This window comes from Chryseobacterium lacus (assembly GCF_003336205.1).
Lineage (GTDB): Bacteria > Bacteroidota > Bacteroidia > Flavobacteriales > Weeksellaceae > Chryseobacterium_A > Chryseobacterium_A lacus.
The window spans coordinates 324604-343890 of the sequence record NZ_QPIE01000003.1; the positions used below are offsets into that span (position 1 = coordinate 324604).

General features: G+C 41.6%; 16 protein-coding genes. 6 read left to right on the plus strand and 10 right to left on the minus strand.

The features are described 5' to 3' along the window. Nucleotides 1-20 precede the first annotated feature (20 nt). Complete coding sequence (locus DQ356_RS05355) at nucleotides 21-1283, minus strand: serine hydrolase domain-containing protein (RefSeq protein WP_114303436.1); 1263 nt, start codon at nucleotides 1281-1283, stop codon at nucleotides 21-23. A gap of 304 nt (nucleotides 1284-1587) precedes the next feature. Between DQ356_RS05355 and DQ356_RS05360 the strand changes: the two genes are divergently transcribed. Further along, nucleotides 1588-3393: a hypothetical protein gene (locus tag DQ356_RS05360; RefSeq protein ID WP_114303437.1), complete on the plus strand. Its 1806-nt coding sequence runs from the start codon at nucleotides 1588-1590 to the stop codon at nucleotides 3391-3393. Between the two features lie 14 nt (nucleotides 3394-3407). On the opposite strand, the gene DQ356_RS05365 is transcribed toward DQ356_RS05360, so the two are convergent. The 9 genes from DQ356_RS05365 to DQ356_RS05405 all read right to left on the minus strand — a co-directional run bounded on the left by DQ356_RS05365 (nucleotide 3408) and on the right by DQ356_RS05405 (nucleotide 13337). Then, nucleotides 3408-4343: an NAD(P)-dependent oxidoreductase gene (locus tag DQ356_RS05365; protein WP_114303438.1), complete on the minus strand. Its 936-nt coding sequence runs from the start codon at nucleotides 4341-4343 to the stop codon at nucleotides 3408-3410. 60 nt (nucleotides 4344-4403) lie between these two features. Next, nucleotides 4404-4919 (minus strand): acyl-CoA thioesterase, encoded by a 516-nt coding sequence (locus tag DQ356_RS05370; RefSeq protein ID WP_114303439.1) that lies wholly within the window; start codon nucleotides 4917-4919, stop codon nucleotides 4404-4406. Continuing rightward, the gene (locus tag DQ356_RS05375; protein ID WP_114303440.1) at nucleotides 4907-5608 is read right to left on the minus strand and encodes a hypothetical protein; all 702 of its coding nucleotides are present in this window, start codon (nucleotides 5606-5608) and stop codon (nucleotides 4907-4909) included. The genes DQ356_RS05370 and DQ356_RS05375 overlap by 13 nt, the downstream gene beginning before the upstream one ends. Nucleotides 5609-5684: 76 nt before the next feature. Further along, complete coding sequence (locus DQ356_RS05380; RefSeq protein ID WP_114303441.1) at nucleotides 5685-7796, minus strand: TonB-dependent receptor; 2112 nt, start codon at nucleotides 7794-7796, stop codon at nucleotides 5685-5687. A gap of 342 nt (nucleotides 7797-8138) precedes the next feature. Then, on the minus strand, nucleotides 8139-10265 hold the full coding sequence (locus DQ356_RS05385; RefSeq protein WP_114303442.1) for an elongation factor G: 2127 nt from the start codon (nucleotides 10263-10265) through the stop codon (nucleotides 8139-8141). Between the two features lie 302 nt (nucleotides 10266-10567). Then, a complete protein-coding gene (locus DQ356_RS05390; RefSeq protein ID WP_317048685.1) occupies nucleotides 10568-11563 on the minus strand; it encodes a glycosyltransferase family 9 protein in 996 nt (331 codons plus the stop codon). After that, the gene (locus DQ356_RS05395; protein ID WP_114303443.1) at nucleotides 11560-11979 is read right to left on the minus strand and encodes a SufE family protein; all 420 of its coding nucleotides are present in this window, start codon (nucleotides 11977-11979) and stop codon (nucleotides 11560-11562) included. Before DQ356_RS05395 ends, DQ356_RS05390 begins: the two co-directional genes overlap by 4 nt. A gap of 9 nt (nucleotides 11980-11988) precedes the next feature. After that, entirely contained in the window at nucleotides 11989-13089 is a 1101-nt protein-coding gene (locus tag DQ356_RS05400; protein WP_114303444.1) for a glycosyltransferase, read from the minus strand. 29 nt (nucleotides 13090-13118) lie between these two features. Then, nucleotides 13119-13337 (minus strand): uroporphyrinogen decarboxylase, encoded by a 219-nt coding sequence (locus DQ356_RS05405; RefSeq protein ID WP_114303445.1) that lies wholly within the window; start codon nucleotides 13335-13337, stop codon nucleotides 13119-13121. A 159-nt stretch (nucleotides 13338-13496) separates the two neighbouring features. On the opposite strand from DQ356_RS05405, the gene DQ356_RS05410 reads away from it, so the two are divergent. The 5 genes from DQ356_RS05410 to DQ356_RS05430 are packed head-to-tail and all read left to right on the plus strand — an operon-like array spanning nucleotide 13497 to nucleotide 19286. Continuing rightward, entirely contained in the window at nucleotides 13497-16019 is a 2523-nt protein-coding gene (locus tag DQ356_RS05410) for an ATP-dependent Clp protease ATP-binding subunit (protein ID WP_114303446.1), read from the plus strand. Nucleotides 16020-16077: 58 nt separating this feature from the next. Further along, on the plus strand, nucleotides 16078-17058 hold the full coding sequence (locus DQ356_RS05415) for a Gfo/Idh/MocA family protein (protein ID WP_166413052.1): 981 nt from the start codon (nucleotides 16078-16080) through the stop codon (nucleotides 17056-17058). Between the two features lie 55 nt (nucleotides 17059-17113). Further along, a complete protein-coding gene (mnmA, locus tag DQ356_RS05420) occupies nucleotides 17114-18301 on the plus strand; it encodes a tRNA 2-thiouridine(34) synthase MnmA (protein WP_114303448.1) in 1188 nt (395 codons plus the stop codon). Between the two features lie 46 nt (nucleotides 18302-18347). Next, nucleotides 18348-18902 (plus strand): HD domain-containing protein, encoded by a 555-nt coding sequence (locus tag DQ356_RS05425; RefSeq protein WP_114303449.1) that lies wholly within the window; start codon nucleotides 18348-18350, stop codon nucleotides 18900-18902. Nucleotides 18903-18956: 54 nt separating this feature from the next. Further along, nucleotides 18957-19286: a DMT family transporter gene (locus DQ356_RS05430; protein WP_114303479.1), complete on the plus strand. Its 330-nt coding sequence runs from the start codon at nucleotides 18957-18959 to the stop codon at nucleotides 19284-19286. Nucleotide 19287 lies beyond the last annotated feature (1 nt).

A 19287-nucleotide genomic window follows, 5' to 3' on the forward strand; every position in this document is an offset into this window, starting at 1 on the left:
ATTTTGTACAAATTTAATGATTATTCATCAACGGACGTAGAATGGGCTGCTTCGAGAGTGGAAGAATTTCGGGAACCCATTAAACTTTTCTTCAGACGGTCTGCTTCTATCGGATAAGAGCCGAAAAGACTGGCCAGCGACAGCGCAGAATAAGGCAACCTGGAAAATTTATTTCCAATTGCTACGATGGTAACTGAAGAATCCGGGAGATGCGCAAAAACAGAATTTGTGCCATGCCACCATCCGGTGTGGTAAGTAAGTTTTGATCCGTTGTCATACACTTTCATCCTGAAGCCAATTCCGTAATTATTGATGCCTTTTCTTTCATTGCTATAAGGCTCAAATATCATGTCTTTCAGGTCTTTGTGAAGGAAATTGTCGGCATACATCGCTTTGGAGAACGAAAGCAAATCTCGCGGTGTGGTATATACATTTTTGTCCCCGTAAATGAGGTCCAATCTGTCATAAGGGTGAACTTTCGGGCCGTTTCTGTAGAAGGATTTAGCTCCCGAAAGGGTGTCTTTTTCCTGAAAAATGTAGGTTTTTTTCATCCCCAAAGGTTCAAAAACCATTTGTTCCATCGCTGATGGAAATGGAGTTGATGTTACTTTTTCAATAATAAGGGCGAGCAGCGCATAATTGGTATTGCAGTAAGTAAAACCTGTTTCCGGCGCACGCAGCACATCAGGTTTGTATTTTATCATCATATTGAGAATGTCCTGATTGGTAAGGAACTTTTTAGAAAGTTCTGCCGGTTCAGGTTTTATTTTCTCAATAAAATATTCATATTTCGGAAGCCCGCTCCGTTGTGTCAGCAAAGATTTTACGGTAACACCGGGATAGGGAAATTTTGGAAAAAATTGATCCACAGTATCTTCCAGTTTTAGCTTTCCTGCTTCTGCCAGTTTCATGATGGCCATCGCAGTGATGGGTTTGCTGATGGAAGCAATATGAAGCGGAGTGTCCCGTGTAATAGGTTCCTGCTGATGATCCTGAGCAAATCCGCGATATCCCTCGTACAGAATATTGTCGCCTTTGGCAATCAGAAAACCTCCCCAAAGATCGCCTCCTTCCCAGATATTCTGATAATAATGGTGAATAATCGTGTGAAGGGAATCTTCATGAGCGATCCGATTGTCCTGTCTTTGAAAAACTTTGTCGAGTTCGATGTTTCCAAAATTCGGAAGAGAGGTTTGCGTTTCTTCTTTTAACGTTCCGGATTCTTTCTTGCACGAAAACAAAAACAAAAATAGAAACGCAACCAGCCAAAAGTTTTTCTTCATTTTCCAATCATTCAAATGAGCGGCAATTTAGCAAATTATAGCAAAGAAGCGCATGGATACAAGTAATATTAAGATTTATTTAACAACCTGAAAAGGGTTTATATTCCGGTGATACGAATTCTTCACCAATGTTTTACAGAATACTTTTTAACCATGAATATCCTGCAATCGTCAAAAATTATAAAACTAAAGCGGGATTAAAATGAAAAATAAGGAATAAAATATTTATTTTAGGGTTTAAATCATGTTTTTTACCGTTTCTTAATTCTTACCTTTGGGCTCAAATATAAACGCGTTTTTATTCATGTCTAAACACTTACACACCTTTCATATCCCTGTTATGGGACTTGCTTTCACGATCGACAGTCCGGTACGGGTAGCACAATACGGAATCGATTCCGTTATTTCTATTATGGATGATGATCTCATCGATAGAATGACCGCTTTTTACGCTGCCAAATTCAAACATCCGTACGAACAAGTAAGCCTGAAAGCAGAAGATTCTAAGGCTAAAAGAATTACGAATTATCTGAATCTTGTCGATAAAGTTGTGACCGAAAAATTTGAAACTTTCAAATCGGAAATGATTGAAAAGAAAGAGAAAATCGATGAATTTCTTGCGATTCTTCCGTCAACGTCGGAACTGAAACAGAAACTGGAAGATCTTATCCAATCCGGAAAAAACAACATCAGTGAAGTAAAAGCCGCTCTGGATCAGTATTTCCATCCCGGAAGTATTGATGTCAATATCATGACCAAGGTAGATAAAGAAAACTTCAAAGATGGCGAACCACTTCCATCAATGTACAATGACGCTCATGCTGCATTACGCGGTTTTGCCAACAGTACTGCCCGTTCTTCCGTGATTTTTTCTGCCGGAATGAACCCAAGACTGTACAGTTATTTGGAATCTTTTGATGATTTTTATCCCGACGCTGATAATAATTTCAAAAAGAAAATTGTTCTGAAAGTCAGCGATTTCCGTTCTGCCATGGTACAAGGAAATTTCCTTGCCAAAAAAGGACTTTGGGTATCGGAATACCGCATAGAATCCGGATTAAACTGCGGCGGACACGCTTTCGCAACAGACGGTTTGTTATTGGGGCCCATTATTGAAGAATTTAAAGAAAAGAAACAGGAACTCGCAGCATCAGCGTACGATCTCTTTTCAAAATCGCTGGAAAGCAAGGGCAGAACGGTTCCTGCGGAATTTCCACCCATTAAAATTACCGTTCAAGGCGGTGTGGGAACTTCAGAAGAACAGGATTTTTTACTCAATTATTACGAAGTGGATTCTGTAGGTTGGGGCTCGCCTTTCCTGCTGGTACCGGAAGCTACTTCTGTGGATGATGACACCCGAAAATTACTGGCCAATGCGAAAGAAAAAGACTTGTATCTCAGCAATATTTCTCCTTTGGGAATTCCTTTCAATACCGTTCGCGGAACCACAAATGAGTTTCATAAAAATCAAAGAATTGCCGCCGGAAAAGCCGGAAGTTCATGCCCTAAAAAATACCTTGCACTCAGCAAAGATTACGGCCAAAACGAAGGAATTTGTACGGCTTCTAAAAAATATCAGGATCTAAAACTGAAGGAACTGGAAGGTCGCAGAAATGAACTTTCTTTTGAGGAATTTAATAAAGAAAAAACGGCGGCTACCGAGAAAGCCTGCCTTTGCGTAGGTTTAGCCAATGCGTCACATTTGGAACTTGGCTTTCCGGTGAAAGGCCAAAAACAAGGTGTTGTGATTTGTCCTGGACCGAATATGGCGTATTTCTCCAAAACGGTTTCTCTGAAGGATATGATTCAGCATATTTATGGAAAAATCAGTCTGGAAGATCACAGCCAACGTCCGAATATGTTTGTTAAAGAACTGAAACTGTACATCGGAAATCTGGCAGATCAAATGACGGCAGCCACGGAACTGAAACCTCAGCAGGTAAAAAAGCTGGAAGCTTTCCGGAACAATCTCCTGCAGGGAATTTCATATTACAAAACGGTTTTTGCCAACACTTCATTTTTCAAGAAAGACCAAAGCAAAATTATAAGCGAACTGGAGCACTACGAAGAAGAAGTGCAACAGCTTACCATTGCCGAACTTTCGGTATAAAAAATCCGGAGGCGTTACTGCTTCCGGAATTTTTTTAGTATTTTATCTACAATAATCTGTGCCATTTTTTCCTTGCTTTGGTGCGACCAGCCTGCGATGTGCGGGGTTACCAATGCTTTTTCCGACTGCAAAAGGAATTGTAAATCTTCGTTCATTTCATCCAAAGATTCAAAAGAACTACGTTCGTATTCCAGAACATCCAAGGCAGCGGCTTTTATTTTCCCGGATTTCAGGGCAACGACCAGATCTTTGGTTTTCACATTTTTTCCGCGTGCGGTATTAATGAAATAAAAATCTTTCTTCATTTCTGAAATAAATTTTTCATCTATCATAAACAAAGTTTCAGGTGTCAGCGGAAGGTGAAGACTGACGACATCAGCTTCGTTTTTCAGTTCACCCAGAGAAACTTGGGTTGCAAATTCATCCGAGAGATCGGGAAGAATATCATGAAAAATAACGCGCACTCCGAATCCTGAAAGTCTTTTAGCAACGGCTTTGCCCATATTTCCGTAGCCAATAATGCCAAATGTTTTTCCGTACAGTTCATCACTTCGATTTTCTTCCCGTTTCCAAATGCCGTTGCACACTTCATCGGAACAAATTCTGAGTCGGTTCATAAGCAAAAGCAACATTCCCAGCACGTGTTCCGCTACGGCATCGCGGTTTCCTTCAGGAGCATTAAAGAGAAGAATGCCTGACTTTTTTGCAGTTTCAGTGTCAATGTTTTCCATTCCGGCTCCTACACGGGCAATGAATTTCAGATTTTCAGCAGCTTCCAGGAAATTTCTGTCAACAGGAATCCTGCTCCGAAGAATAATACCGTCGTAATTATTAATTTTTTCTAAAATTTCATAATACGAAGATACCGTGTCCTCATCCACCTGAAAGCCATTTGCAGTAAGCTGTTCGGTAATGAGATGATGGTTGGTATCCAGCTGAAGTATTTTCATTTGATATGGCGATGACGTTCCATTTTAAGAAATGGAATGAACATCATTTTTGAATTAATTTTAACTTGAGAAAAGCTTTTTGAGTTCCACAGAATCATGTGGTTTCATTCTTCCAGACAGAATCAAAGACAGTTCTTTCCGGCGCAATGCTGCGTCGTAACGCTGTTTTTCGATTTCAGTTTCTGCTTCCACCTGCGGAATAGGAACCGGTTTATTATATTCATCTACAGCCACAAAAGTGTAAATACCTTCATTGGTATGAATTTTTTTTCCGGCAATAGGATCATCCAGCCATACATCCACATAAATTTCCATAGAAGTCGAAAACGCGCGGGAAACTTTCGACTCCAGAACGACAATTCCCCCTTCTGGAATCGGTTGATTGAACGAAACATGATTTACAGAAGCCGTTACCACTCGTCTGGCGCAATGTCTCGCGGCAGATATTGAAGCACAACGATCCATTTTTGCCAAAAGCTCTCCACCGAAAAGATTTCTTAGCGAATTGGTTTCGTTGGGAAGCACAATGTTCGTCATGATGGTAAGCGATTCGCTGGCTTTTTTTATTTTTTCCATGTTGATTCGGGGGTTTGTGGTGCGGCATTTTCGGTTTGCATTGTGTCTGCTTTCATGCTGTCTGAAACTGCTGGGATTATTTTCTTTTCTTCCTGTATTTGTGGTGCTTCTGCTACTTCTTCTGGCTGTAAAAAAGAAGGAGCGCCGAAAAGCAGTTCTTTTTGTGTTGCTGCAAAATACACGATGATTCCCATAATAATCAGGATCGGAAACCACCACCAGAACGATTTCCGAAATCGATAATTTCCTGAAGTATCCGATTTTGTCTGGTTATTTTTAAGATCTGCGAGAACAATTTGTTCTAGGCCGTAGAAATCCGGATGTATTTGTTCTGCCCGTTTTCCTTTAAATAGAAGCCGGTCGTCGTGCATTTGAAATTCGCCCAGCCCTTCTGCTTCGAAAGGTTCTGCAAGTTCTGTTTTGTTTTTCCAGAAAGCCGTCATTTTTTCAAGAGCGGTTTGCGCTTCGTGATGAGGAATATTATTTTTCGAAGCAATAAAATCAATGATCCTGTTGTCACTGATGGTATAATCGCTTTCAAAAACAATACGTCCCGCTGGCGGCAACAGTGTTTTGGTGTCAGAATTCAGTTGGGCTGCGGTGCTTTCAAAAGAAAAGATTCCAAATCCCGGAACCGGAGCTTTTCCCTTTTCTTTCACAAAATCAAGTATATCGGCTGAAATATTCATGTTGGGCAAATTTAATTTATTTTAACCAAAAACAAAAGGCTCCCCGAAAGGAACCTTGCTTCTGATTTACAGCGTCTTATCTGAAGGTGACACTCATGCCGAGCATGAAATTAATTCCCGCTTGTGGGAAATAATATGGATCGGTGTCATACACATAGCCATTGTTGATGTATTTATGATCAAAAATATTGTTCAACAGAAACTTAAGCTGAAGTTCTGTTTTTCTGAGCGGCAACGTATATTGTGCATTGAAATCAGAAGTAAAATATGCGTCCAGTTTCAACGCTTCGGTAGCAGTATTGTTGAGGTATTGTTCCCCGACATACTGGCTGGAAAGACCGACAGAAAACCGCGGTGTGGCCTGATATTGAATCCTCAAATTCGACAAAATGGCGGGTGAAAAAGAAATATCGGTATCTTTCAGGACCAGAGGTGTCCCGTCCTCGTCCTGCGAATTCAGGGATTTTATTTTATTTCTGCTCAAAGTCAGGTTGGCATTCGCTTCAAGTTGATCGGTTATTCTCCAAAGTGCACCCAGTTCAATTCCCATTCTGTAGCTTTCATCGGCATTTTCCCGGATAAATTCACCGATATTATTAATGACGCCGGAAAGAACCAGCTGATCTTTATAATTCATGTAATACGCATTGGCAGTAACGGAAGCCCGGGTTCCGATCTGCTTTTCTAGGCCCAGTTCAAAATCATGAAGTTGTTCTTGGCGTGTATCTGGATCTGCCTGCAGATCGTCACGTGTTGGTTCCCTGTGCGCAAGTGCATAAGAGAAAAATATTTTTCCTGAGGGAATTTTGTAGCTGATTCCTGCTTTAGGATTGAAAAAACTCCATTTTTTATTTACCTCTAAACCTTCATCATCACCGGCGGTTACAATATGGCTGTCGTATCCGATATTCCGCAGTTGCAGGTCTCCGAAAAACTCCAGCCGATTCCATTGGTACACCGCTTTGGCAAAACCGGAAATTTCATTTTTCACAGCATTGTTCCGGTAATATTCATGATCAGTAATTTCAGGTAAAAACACTCCGCTTACCCTTCCGAAATGTCTTCCGTAATATTGATTTCCTACTACGCCCAGTTGCAGGTTCAGGTCGTCAAATTTTCCGTAAAGCGTAGAAACCATTCCGTAGAAATCATTATCAAGCCATTTTTTTCTAATGAAATCGGTTCGGGTTGCCGTTCCCTGATTGGGAAGATTATATTTCGAGAAGCGGTCTTCCTGCTTGTAATTTTCGTAATATCCTTTTCCTTTGGTATAATGCAGCGTGGTTTCTAAGTCCCAATTCGTTCCGAAGTTCTGGTTCCAAAGAAGCTGGAAGTGGTTTTGCCGGTAATTATCGGTTTCATTATCATAAAAACCGATGATATTTTCCCAGTTCGCATCGTAGATCGCTCCGGAATAGTTAAAAGTAGGGTTGGTTTGCCAGGTTTCTCTGTCGATGCCGTTCCAGGATTGGTAGGTTTTTTCTTTTCCACCAAAAGCCAGAAGGCGGATTCGGGTTTTGTTTTCTTCAAATAATGCAGTGAAATTGTACGAATGCAGGTCTGAAGAAGCGCGGTCAATATATCCGTCAGAATGGATTCCGGTATATCTGCCCATCACGGAAAGGCGGTTTTTCCAGAATTTTCCGGAGCCTATTTCAGCGGCATATTTATAGGTGTTAAACGAACCGAAACTGTTGTCAGATTTCACGTAAAACTCCTTTTCCGGATCTTTGGAAATGACATTCACGCTGGCTCCGAAAGCCGAAACGCCGTTGGAAGAAGTTCCTACTCCTCTTTGAATCAGAATTTGTGATGCAGAACTGGTAAGATCAGGCACATTCACGAAAAAAGTTCCCTGCGATTCGGAATCGTTGTAAGGAATTCCGTTCATCATCACGTTAATGGAAGTTCCGCTAACTCCCCGGATTCTGAATCCTGTGTAGCCAATTCCGTTTCCGGCATCTGATGTAGCCACGACAGAGGTTTGGTTTTTAAGAAGAATCGGAAGATCCTGCCCCAGATTTTTGTAGCCCAGATTTTTTTCTACATTGATGATTTCTTTGGCAACGGGAAGCCGTTTCGTAAAAGTTACTTCTTGAATTTCCTGAACTTTCAGGGAATCTTGTGGATATGTTTGTGCAAAATAGAACGGGCCTGCACAGAGCCCTAAAAAAAACAATCCTTTCATTCTTTTAAATTTTTAAGGTTAAAATTTATTGGAATAAAAGGGGTTCAAAAAGATATACTTGTCCGTATCCGCAATGTTACGGTTGGGATAATCCCTAAACAGCATTACCTGTTCCAGGTTCATCGGGTATGATCTCAGCTTTTTACAGCACCCCTTTATTTCTCGCCGGCAAAGATACATCTTTTCACTGAAAGAAAACAGATGCTTTTCCAGACTAAAAAAGCGACGGTTTCACACTTCCCTTCTGCACGCTGACTTTAATTTGGAAAATTCATCAGCCACCCACACCCCAGGAATGGTGGAAACCGTCACTGAATTATTTTATAAGATTTAAACAGACTCTTAGACTTCCGCTTTTTCAGTAGCATATTTTTTCACAAGTTCCTGTCGGATATTGGCAGGGACCAGCTGATAATCGGAAAATTTCATGGTAAACTTGGCTTTGCCTCCGCAGATGGATCGCAATGTAGAACCGTAATCATCCAGTTCTGCCAATGGTACTTCTGCCATGATTTTCTGGTAACTTCCTTCGCTATCCATTCCGGAAATGATGGCTCTTCGGGTTTGTAGATCTCCCATTACTTCACCTGTTGCTTCATCCGGACAGAGGATTTCCAAGTGATAGACCGGTTCCAAAAGTTCAGGTTTTGCCTGCTGAAAAGCTTCTCTGAACGCACCTGCAGCGGCCAACTGAAAGGAAATATCGTTGCTGTCTACACTGTGCATTTTTCCGTCATAGACGCACACCCTAATATTTTGGCAGGGCGAACCGGTTAATGGGCCGTTTTTCATTTGTGACATGATTCCTTTCTTTATGGCGCCAATATACCGGCTGTCAATGGCACCTCCCACGATGCACCAATAAAAAGCTAAGGTTCCACCCCAGGGAAGTTCTTCTATCGTTTTTTGTCGGATGTTCATTCCGGAAGGCTCTTCCATTCCTTCATAATAATTTTCTATTTTGAGGTATATTTCCCCAAATTGGCCGGCTCCACCCGATTGTTTTTTATGGCGGTAATCGGCATCAGCTTTTCCGGTGATGGTTTCCCGGTAGGAAACTTTAGGATTTTTCATTTGCATTTTCACTCCGAATTCCTTTTCTAGACGTTGCTGCACCAGTTCGAGATGAAGCTGCCCTTGTCCGCCAAGTACGGCTTCGTGGGTATCGTGATCTATTTCTACTTTCAGGGTAGGATCTTCTTCCCGGATTTTATTTAGAGCGGCAAAAAGTTTTTCTGTTTCGGAAGTGCTTTCTGCAAATACTGCTTTTCTGACGCGGCTTTCCGGGAATTCAATGAGGCGTGCTTTGCGGTCAGTTCCTTTGGTGTTCAGGGTGTTGTTGGTATGGGCAGATTTTAATTTTACGGTCACCCCAAGATCTCCGGCTTCCAGCTGTGGCACAGAAATTCTTTCTTTTCCTTCAGCAATAAAAAGTTGTGAAATTCTTTCGGTTTCACCATTTTCAGCGTTCACGAGTTCATCTCCAGGTTTCAGGGTTCCGCTCAGAACTTTGAAGTAAAAAAGCTGTCCCACTTGAGGTTCAGAAGTGGTTTTATAAATGAAAATGGTAGTTTTTTCGGTGGCATCGCAAGCCAGTTCAGTTCCGTCCTGCATCTTGCGTTTTGGCCTGTCCAGAGGTGATGGTGCAATGTCATCAATAAATCCCATGATTCTGCCGCTTCCCATATCTTTCAGTCCGGATGCTGCAAAAACAGGAAAAAACTGTTGATGTGCCAACGCAATGGTAAGCCCTTTCGCTAATTCTTCTTCACTGAGGTTTCCTTCTTCAAAATATTTTTCCATCAAACCTTCTTCATTTTCGGCAGCAATTTCAACCAGTGCATTGTGCATGGCATTCGCTTTTTCCATCTCGCTTTCGGGGATGGATATCTTCTCAGGTTTTCCACCTTCTGCCGGAAATTCATACATCACCATTCTCAGGGCATCAATAATCTGATTGAATTTCTCACCGGAATTCAAAGGATATTGAACGGGTATCACTTTCGAACCAAATCTTTCTTTCGCCTGAGACAAAGTGATCTCAAAATCCGCTTTCGGATGATCCATCTGATTGATCACAAAAATGGCCGGCGTTCGGTATTGTTCCACATATTCCCAAACCAGCTCTGTACCTACTTCGACTCCGGAAGCTGCATTCAGTACAATCAAAGCGGTATCTGCCACTTTCAGTGAGGCGATCACTTCGCCTACGAAATCGTCAAATCCCGGAGTATCAATCATGTTAATTTTGTTGTTTCTCCAGTTCACGAACATTTGGTGCGAAAAAATAGTTTTCTTTTTTTCATGTTCAATATCGGTAAAATCGCCTACCATATTCCGGTTTTCTACGGTTCCGCGACGTTTGATGGCTCCTCCTTCATACAGCATGGTCTCTATGAGCGTGGTTTTGCCACTGTCCGAATGGCCGAGCAAAACCACATTGCGTAAATCTTGGGTATGTGCAGTCATAATATAATGGTTTTTAATGATTCAGAAGAAGGCGGAAAAAGATAGCCGGTTCATTAATTTTTTCCGGCAAATAAAGTTACAAAAGATTTGAATACGACGCCGGATTTTGAGAATTTCTAAAAGTGATATTTGACAGATTTTGATAAATCGAAGGATGGTCACCACAAAGCTCTATTTCATTGAGATTACGATAGTTTCCGTGCCGCAGTTTAGCAATCACGACTTTATGCAAAATGTTTCGAAAAAGAAAGAATAAAAATTTTTGAAAGCAGGAACATTCAAATCGTCCCCCGGAAAGTAGATTACTCTTCAGCGAATTCCTTTTCCCCAGGTTGTATCTTATCGATGATTTGTTGGATATCGATTTCCTCCAGACAAGCATAGTCGCCACGGTAACATTCTTTGTCGCCAAAAATAGAACAAGGCCTGCAGGTAAGGTCTTTCACATGCACCACATCTTCAATTTTCTGCCCATAACCAAGAAATCCCGCAAAGTAATGCGTAGATCCCCAAACGGAAATGCATCGTGTTCCTGCAAGGCTGGCCAAATGCATATTGGCAGAATCCATGGAAATCATGATCTCTAATTCTGCGATTTTCTGAAGTTCTTGTTGTAGGGTGAGTTTACCTGCCAAATTAGTGGTATTCGGAATTTTATGTTGCCATTCTTCCAGAATCTCCGTTTCGTTTTTGCCTCCGCCAAAGAAAAAAAGTGAATGTTTTTTAGCCAGAATTCTGGCGAGTTCATAGCTTTTTTCCAAAGGCAGCATCTTGCCATGATGTTGTGCAAAAGGAGCCAAGCCAATTCCGGATTTCTGAACCTGTTGAATTCTGAATTCGTGTGAAAGTTCAACGGGAAAACCTAAATTACGAAATACATCGGCGTATTTCTCCACAGTAGAACGAATCGGTTTTTTGTCAAGATTCCACACATCGGTCAGGATTTCTCTTTCCTCTTTACCTTTATCAATAACAGATACTTTGTATCCTTTTTCTCTGAAAATTCTTTTCAGGATTTTGGTGCGAATCACATCATGAAGATCCGCCACCACATCGGGGTTAAATTCCGTGGCCAGTTCTTTAGCCAGTTTATGCATGCCGAAAATCCCTTTATAATCATCCAGGCTTACTCCTTTAAATGTCAACCTGGGAATTGCTTTAAAAAGATCGGCAAAATGTTCCCGGGAAACCATGATGAGTTCCACTTCCGGATGCTGTTCCAGAAATTCACGTATAACCAAAGCGGCCATAGCTACGTCGCCAAAAGCGGAGAACCGGTATGTGAGGATTTTCGTCAAGACTTCAACTGATAGGCTACGGCGTAAAATTTAATTTGCTTGGTCATGGCCATCAATCCATTGGCACGGGAAGGGGATAGGAATTCCTGAAGGCCGATTTCTGCAATGAAATCAAAATCAGAATCCAGAATTTCAGCTGTTGTGTGGCCGCTGTATATGGAAACCAGTAACGATACGATGCCTTTCGGAAGAATCCCGTCACTGTCTGCATCAAAAAAGAGTTTTCCGTCTTTATAGGAGGCGTCAATCCATACTTGCGACTGGCAGCCTTTGATCAGGTTTTCGTCCGTTTTCCGGTTTTCCGGCAATCCTTTCAATTGTTTTCCGAGGTCAATGATGTATTCGTATTTTTGCTCCCAGTCGTCCAGAAACTCAAAATCATCAATGACTTCCTGCTGCTTTTCTTTGATTGTCATGCTGCAAAATTAATGAAAGTTTTCCTTTTCTACCTGTTGAAAGAGGGCGAGTATTTTAGGCTCTTCTTTTTCCCAGCATAGTTCCTCCGCTGCCTTTTCCAATTCTGATTGATAAAAAGATCTTCCTTTTTCCAAAACTGCAGTGATGGCTTTGGAGATGGTCTCAGGCTGATGATTTTCTATCATTTCTCCTACTGTAAATTGATCATAAACTCTCTTCATTTCAGGAAAATTAATCATGACCAAAGGCACTCTCGACTGGATATAATCTGCCACTTTGTTCGGCAGAGAATACAAATAACTGACACCTCCGTTTTCCTCCACGCTGAGTCCTACATCTGCAGTACGGGTTACCTTGCGAAGCGCATCAGGGTGAAGTTTCCCAAGGAAAATAACTTTTTCTTCCAGGTTTTCCTTCCGGGCAAGAGCTTCATATTCCTCCTTTTTGGGGCCGTCACCAATGATTTTGAACACGGCATTTTCTATATTCTTCATCGCCAGAATAGCCTGAGGAATTCCCCGGGATTGATTGATGGCTCCCTGATACAGAATAATTTTCGGGTTATTCGTGGGAATATCAATCGTTTCTGTGATTTTTTTTGGAATATTTCTTATCACTACCGGCTGTACTCCATATTCATCGTGGAACCACTCGGCATAGCTGTGGCTTTCCGTCATCATATATTTCGTGCCGGGAACCAGCTGTTTTTCCAGACTCTTCCAGATTTTTTGCGTAAATCTTCCTTTAATAGCCGGCATTTCAGTGAAAATTTCATGGCTGTCGAAAACCAAAGGGATGTTTAGTTTTTTTGCGATCAGGAAATTGGGCAGTAAAGCATCTAAATCATTAGCGAGAAGGATGGTGTTTTTGTCAGCCCTTTTTGTCAGTTCCCGATAAAGTTTGAATTGAAATTCCAGATAAGCACGTCGCAATGAGGTTTGAGAGTGGCGTATTCTGAAAAAAGGATACGGTCTTTCCATATCCGGTTCGCCACCCCAGGTATTGCCGATAAGTTCAATCTTATACCCGTTTCGGTGAAGGGTGTCGCACACTTTTTCTATGCGTTGGTCGGTATAAAGATTGCTGAATGCGGACACCAGAATTTTCATAAATAAAAATTTTTGTGGTTTTTTGGGATTTAATCTTTTTTGATCAGATGATAGGCTTGAATGAACACCAAAATGGCATTAGGAATAATAATAGGCCATAACATATCATTGTAAACGCCATAGATCACAAACAAAATGCATCCAATCAGGTTGATAATTCTGACTTTTTTTAAATCTCTCAGGATGAAACTAAGAACTACAAAAAACGATGCGCCATACCCGATATAACTGATCAATTCTGGACTCATAATCGATAATTTTAGGGTTGCAAATGTAGTCATTTTCAGTAAGATCACCTTTCGTATTTCTGCCATATCGTCATTAATTATTTTTGGTAAAGAATTTGTAACTTATTCACCGTGAAAAGGTGGAGCAATTTCCACCTCATAAATAGACGAGATTTTATTATGGATTATAAATTTTCAGAGGGTTTGGATCAAGTATTCAAACTCAGCAAAAACGAAGCACGCAGGCTGAAAAGTGAATTCCTGAATACGGAACATCTGCTTTTAGGCATTATAAAAACAGAAAACTCTGCCAAGGAAATCCTTCAGAATCTGGACGCTGACCTTACACAGATTCGCAGAAAGATTGAATCCATGAACGTGGCTTCCATCAACCCGCTTGCGGAAGAAAAACAAAAAATTTCATTTACTAAAATGGCAGATCAGGCCATTCGCCGTTCTGAGTTGGAATGCAGACAATACCGTTCTACAGAAATCAATACAGTACACCTGCTTTTGGGTATTTTGTATAAATTCGAAGATCCGGCGACCAATATTCTGGGAGCCTACGATGTGGATTATGAAAAGGTTTCCAAGGAATACCAAATGATGATGAAAAACTCCGGCGAGCAACCGAAGATGAGTGCATATGACGACGATGAAGAAAGGGAAGAGTATGGGCAAATGAGAAAACCATCAGGCAATATTGGTACAGGAAAAAGCAAAACACCGACACTGGATAATTTCGGGCGAGACCTGACCTCGCTTGCCAGAGACGGAAAATTGGATCCTGTAATTGGCCGCGAAAAAGAAATAGAACGGGTTTCCCAGATTCTCTCCAGAAGAAAGAAAAACAATCCTTTGCTTATAGGAGAACCGGGTGTTGGTAAATCCGCTATTGCCGAAGGTCTGGCACTGCGGATTCATCAGAAAAAAGTATCCAGGGTTTTATACGGCAAACGGGTCATTACTTTGGATCTGGCAAGCCTTGTTGCAGGAACCAAATACCGTGGGCAATTTGAAGAGCGCATGAAAGCCATTATGACTGAACTGGAAAAAAACAGAGATGTCATTCTTTTCATCGACGAATTGCATACCATTGTCGGCGCAGGATCTTCCACAGGAAGTCTGGATGCTTCAAATATGTTCAAACCAGCCTTGGCAAGAGGCGAAATTCAATGCATCGGAGCTACTACCTTGGACGAATACCGACAGTATATTGAGAAAGACGGTGCTTTGGAAAGGCGTTTTCAGAAAGTAATGGTAGAACCAACCTCTATTGAAGAAACCGTATTGATTCTGAATCAGATCAAAGATAAATATGAAGACCATCATAATGTAAGTTATACAGACGAAGCCATTAACGCCTGTGTAAACCTGACCGCAAGATATATTACAGACCGTTTTCTGCCGGACAAGGCGATTGATGCTTTGGATGAAGCCGGATCCAGAGTGTATATCAAGAACATGAAAGTTCCTACGCAAATTATCGAAAATGAAAAGAAAATTGAAGAAATTAAGGAGCTGAAACAGAAAGCGGTGAAGGCACAGGATTATCTGGAAGCCCGAAAACTTAAAGATGAAGAAGAACGCTTGGTGATGGAACTCTCTGTGGCACAAGAACAATGGGATAAAGAGGTAAAAGAGAAAAAAGAAACAGTAACCGAGGAAAATGTAGCCGAAGTTGTTTCGATGATGAGTGGTGTTCCTGTCAACAAGGTGGGTAAAAATGAACTGGATAAGCTGGCGAAAATGGATGATCAGTTGAACGGAAAAGTGATCGGGCAGGAGGACGCCGTGAAAAAAGTAGTGAAAGCAATTCAGCGAAACCGCGCCGGACTCAAAGATCCCAACCGCCCTATCGGAACTTTCATTTTCTTAGGAACAACGGGAGTAGGTAAAACCGAATTGGCAAAAGTAATGGCTCGCGAGCTCTTTGATTCTGATGATGCATTGATCAGAATTGACATGAGCGAATACATGGAGAAATTCGCAGTTTCCCGTCTGGTAGGAGCGCCTCCGGGGTATGTAGGATATGAAGAAGGAGGACAGCTTACCGAGGCAGTCCGCAGAAAGCCTTATGCCGTTATTCTTTTGGATGAAATCGAAAAAGCACATCCCGATGTATACAATATTTTACTTCAGATTCTGGACGAAGGCCATGTAACTGACAGTCTGGGAAGGAAAATCGACTTCCGAAATACGATTATTATCCTGACTTCCAACATCGGAACCCGCGATCTGAAAGATTTCGGAGATGGAGTAGGATTCGGAACGTCAGCGAAGAAATCTACCACAGATGCCAGAGCCCGTTCTACGATTGAAAACGCATTGAAGAAGGCTTTTGCACCGGAATTCCTGAACCGAATCGATGATATTATTATCTTCAATTCTCTGGAACAAAAGGATATCAGAAAAATCATTGATCTGGAGCTGAATAAACTATACAACAGAATTGAAAAATTGGGTTATAAAGTGGAACTTACAGAAGAGGCCACCAGTTTCATTGCTGAAAAAGGCTGGGACAAAGACTTTGGAGCCCGTCCGCTGAAACGTGCTATCCAGAAATATATCGAAGACCTGATTGCTGAAATGCTGGTGAACAAACAAATGAAAGAAGGTGATAAGGTAACGCTGCAACTGAACGAAGCCAAAGATGCACTGGAAAAAGCAGAGCCCGTAAAAGAAAAAAAAGAAAAAGTATAACCAATTATTCACGAACAACAGAACCACTGATGAATGTCGGTGGTTTTTTATGATTAAAATGAGTAACGTTTTAAATTTTGCCGTTTTAGGAAACGGATTTATGGGGAAAAAGCATATTGAGATTATCAAAAGTCTCGATACCGTGCGCCTCAGTGCCGTGATCGATCATCATTGGCAAGAAGATTCGCAGGATTCGTTTTTAGCGTATCCGCAACTGGAAACTTTTCTGGAACAAGACACGGATACGGATGTTGTAGTAATCGCCACACCGAATTATCTGCATTTCGAACAAGCGAGGGAACTGCTGCAGAACGGGTATCATGTCATTATCGAAAAGCCCTTCTGCATGTCGGTAGAAGAAGCCGAAACCTTAGAAAAAGTATCTCAGAAATCAGGGAAAAGTGTTTTCATGATTATGCAGAACCGCTACGCTCCCATTTCCGTATGGTTGAAAAACTTGGTGGTATCAGGGATTTTGGGCGATATTTATCTGGTGCAGACCAATTGTTTCTGGAATCGCAATGAAAATTATTACCTTCCCAAATCTTGGAAAGGCAGCAAAAGCATGGACGGCGGAACACTTTTTACCCAGTTTACCCATTTTGCCGACCTTATTTTCTGGATTTTTGGAGATATAGAAAATGTTCATTCGCGGCTGAAAACCCTGCGTCACAAAAATCTGATTGAAATCGAAGATACCGGTATCGCCACTTTTGATTTTGTGAAAGGAGGGATGGGAAGCATCAGTTTTACTACTGCAGCCTATGAAAAAAACCTTGAAAGTTCCATGACGATCGTTTCAGAACATGGCAATATCAAAATATCAGGACAATATTTTGACAAAGTGGAAGTTTGCCACATCAAGGATTATCTGCTGGATCCCACCATTATTACCGTTCCCGATAATTTGGAAAACTTAAGACAGGAATACCACACCGTAACAGAAGTGCTGTCGCAAGGCAAGCCCAGTGATATTTCATTTCAGGAAGGAAAAAAACTGATTGCTTTTCTGGAAAGTGTGTATAGAACCTGTTCATAGTATGCCTCGGTTAATCCCGGTGTAAAGTTGTAAATTTGCACCAAATTCTGATGTAATGAAAATTGTAGTAGGTCTTTCGGGAGGAGTGGATTCTTCGGTGGCTGCCTATCTGCTGCAGCAGCAAGGGCACGAAGTCATCGGTTTGTTCATGCGCAACTGGAACGATGCCTCGGTTACTCTGGAGGATGAATGTCCGTGGATAGAAGACAGCAACGATGCGCTGATGGTAGCCCAAAAACTGGGAATTCCTTTTCAGGTGATCGATATGAGCGAGCTGTATAAAGAACGCATCGTGGATTATATGTTCAAGGAATATGAAAACGGAAGAACTCCCAATCCGGACATACTGTGCAACCGTGAAGTAAAATTTGATGTTTTTCTTCAAACAGCTTTGGCATTGGGTGCAGAAAAAGTCGCTACAGGTCATTACGCCCGTTTGGATTCTTTCGCAGATGAAAACGAAACCAAAATTTATCGTTTGCTTTCAGGAAAAGATCAGAATAAAGACCAAAGCTATTTCCTTTGCCAACTAAATCAGGAGCAGCTTTCTAAAGCGCTTTTCCCGATCGGCGAACTCACAAAAACTAAAGTTAGAGAAATTGCGAGAGACCAGGGATTGATTACTGCCGAAAAAAAAGATTCCCAAGGTTTGTGTTTTATAGGGAAAGTAAGTTTGCCTGAATTCCTCAAACAGCAGCTGCAGCCCAAAGAAGGCGAAATTGTTGAAATTTTCAAAGATCTCGAAGCATATTCTAAAGAAATACCTGAATTTTCATCTAAAAAAGAAGAACTGGAATTTCTGTCAACTAAAAAAACCTACAACAAATCTGATGGCAAAGTGATAGGCAAGCATCAGGGAGCGCAATATTATACCATCGGGCAGAGCAAAGGCCTTGGTATCGGCGGTCATCAGGAAAGCTGTTTTATTATTTCACGGGATATGGAACAGAATATTCTGTTTGTGGGAGAAGGGAAAAATTTCCCTGGCCTTTTTACTAAAGTGATCAGAATTCATCCGGCTGAAGTTCACTGGGTTCGGGAAGATCTTCGTTTAAATGATGGCGAAACGATGGAAGTGATGGCGAGAATCCGCTACCGTCAACCTTTGGAAAAAGCCATTCTTCATCAATTCGATTCAGTACTTTTTATTGAATTTCAGAACCCGCAGTCTGCCGTCGCAGAAGGCCAGTTTGCCGCCTGGTATCTGAATGATGAATTATTGGGAAGCGGGGTGATCAGTTAAAAAAGCTTCGGAAAGGTTTTTGTAGGAGTTTGCCAAATTAACCGCAATGGAAGAAACTCTGAGAAAGATTACCGAATTTGGCTATCATGCCCACGGAAATCAGCAACGCAAATACACTCCGGATCTTTATATGGTGCATCCTGTCAGGGTAATGGAACAGTGCAAAAATTACACTCAGGATATCACTGTTCTCGCAGCGGCATTGTTGCACGATGTGTTGGAAGATACTCCGATAGGCGAAGAAGAAATGAGAAATTTTCTACTAACCGTGATGCCGGAAGCTCAGGCAGAAGAAACCTTGAAGAGAGTGATAGAACTTACGGATGTCTATATTAAAGATGATTTCCCCCAATTAAACCGCCGTACCCGAAAGGCTAAAGAAGTGGAACGCCTGAAGCAAATATCCCCGGAAACCCAAACGGTTAAATATGCCGATATTCTGGACAACTCGCTGGAGATTATTCCTTACGATCCGGATTTTGCAAAAGTTTATCTGCATGAAGTAAAAACCATCCTTAAAGCTCTGGATCGGGGAAATCCGGAACTTAGAAGAAAAGCAATGACGGTGGTGGAAGAAGGACTGAAACAGCTTTCCCGCTGAAAAGTTTTTCAGTATTTGGGAAAATATTCACACCTTTACGGCACTAATTACATTATGAACTGGATATTGCTCATTATCGCCGGCCTGTTTGAGGTCGGTTTCGCTGCTTGTCTCGGAAAGGCCAAAGAAACTACGGGAACGGCTTCTTATTGGTGGTTTTCGGGGTTTCTCATTTGTCTTGCTATCAGTATGGTTTTATTGGTGAAGGCCACTCAAACATTGCCTATTGGTACAGCATATGCTGTATGGACAGGCATTGGAGCGGTGGGAACGGTTCTCGTCGGAATCTTCTTTTTTAAGGAACCGGCAGATTTTTGGAGACTGTTTTTCATCACCACGCTCATCGCTTCTATTGTGGGACTGAAAGCGGTTACCACACAATGAC